The sequence below is a fragment of the Cupriavidus consociatus genome, from assembly GCF_017814975.1.
Taxonomy (GTDB): domain Bacteria; phylum Pseudomonadota; class Gammaproteobacteria; order Burkholderiales; family Burkholderiaceae; genus Cupriavidus; species Cupriavidus consociatus.
Genome location: NZ_JAGIQA010000146.1, coordinates 1 through 830 on the forward strand (window position 1 = coordinate 1; position 830 = coordinate 830).

Below are 830 nucleotides of genomic sequence, written 5' to 3' on the forward strand. Positions count from 1 at the left end.
ATATAGCGGTAGCCGTAAGGCGCCCCAGATAGCACATTGACGTTGCCACGTTTGGCACCGTGAAGCTTGCCACGGCGGTTGCGCTCAGCGATCTTGGCCCGCTCGTATTCCGCGATCATCCCCTGCATCTGCAAAAGCAGTGACTCTTCCGGCGTCGTGCCAATTGCGTGGTTGAGGAACACTACCTGTACACCGCACGTGGACAGCTCTTCCATCAGCAGCGCCTGATGCGCGTATTTGCGTGCCAGTCGGTCCGGCGCCAGGATGTACAGCCGATCGATCGTCCCGAGTGCGGCGGCGTCCCGTAGGCGCTCAAGTTGCGGCCGAACCAGCGTTGCACCGCTCACCCCGGCATCAATGAAGCACATGTCCTCCACAATCTGCGCACCGTCGGCCTGAATCCGCTCCTTCAATGCTGCGATCTGGCTGTCAATCGTGCCGCGTTTGCTTTGTTGCTCTGATGACACGCGCGCGTAAAGCGCGACCATGGCAGCGTTGCTCATCGCTTCCCTCGCTTCATAGCCAGTTGTGCCGCCACTTCGGGCTTAGCATCCGATGGGCGCGCAGTGCTGCGCGCGTCCACTGGACTGAGCTGTTCGTAGGCCTTCTGCAATTGTTCGCCGGAGTATCGGCTAGGCTCGAAAGCGAGACGCACTCGCCAGTGCTTGCGTCGTCCCCGTGTCATCGATGCGGCTCCCAGTCAGCGGGAGCAACGGCCTCAAGCACGAGAACCGCATCAATGGCAAGACATTCTCTGGACCATGGCGCCAGGCACTCCCTTGATATGCGAAGGCCACATCTTACCCGCGAGTTTGCTATGTTGTTGCCGG

At 60.4% G+C, this 830-nt stretch carries 1 protein-coding gene; it reads right to left on the reverse strand.

Translation table 11 applies throughout. The features are described from left to right. Nucleotides 1-503: recombinase family protein (locus J8I82_RS37820; protein ID WP_209765746.1), on the reverse strand; the 503-nt coding region annotated here is incomplete at its 3' end. Between the last annotated feature and the right edge of the window lie 327 nt (nucleotides 504-830).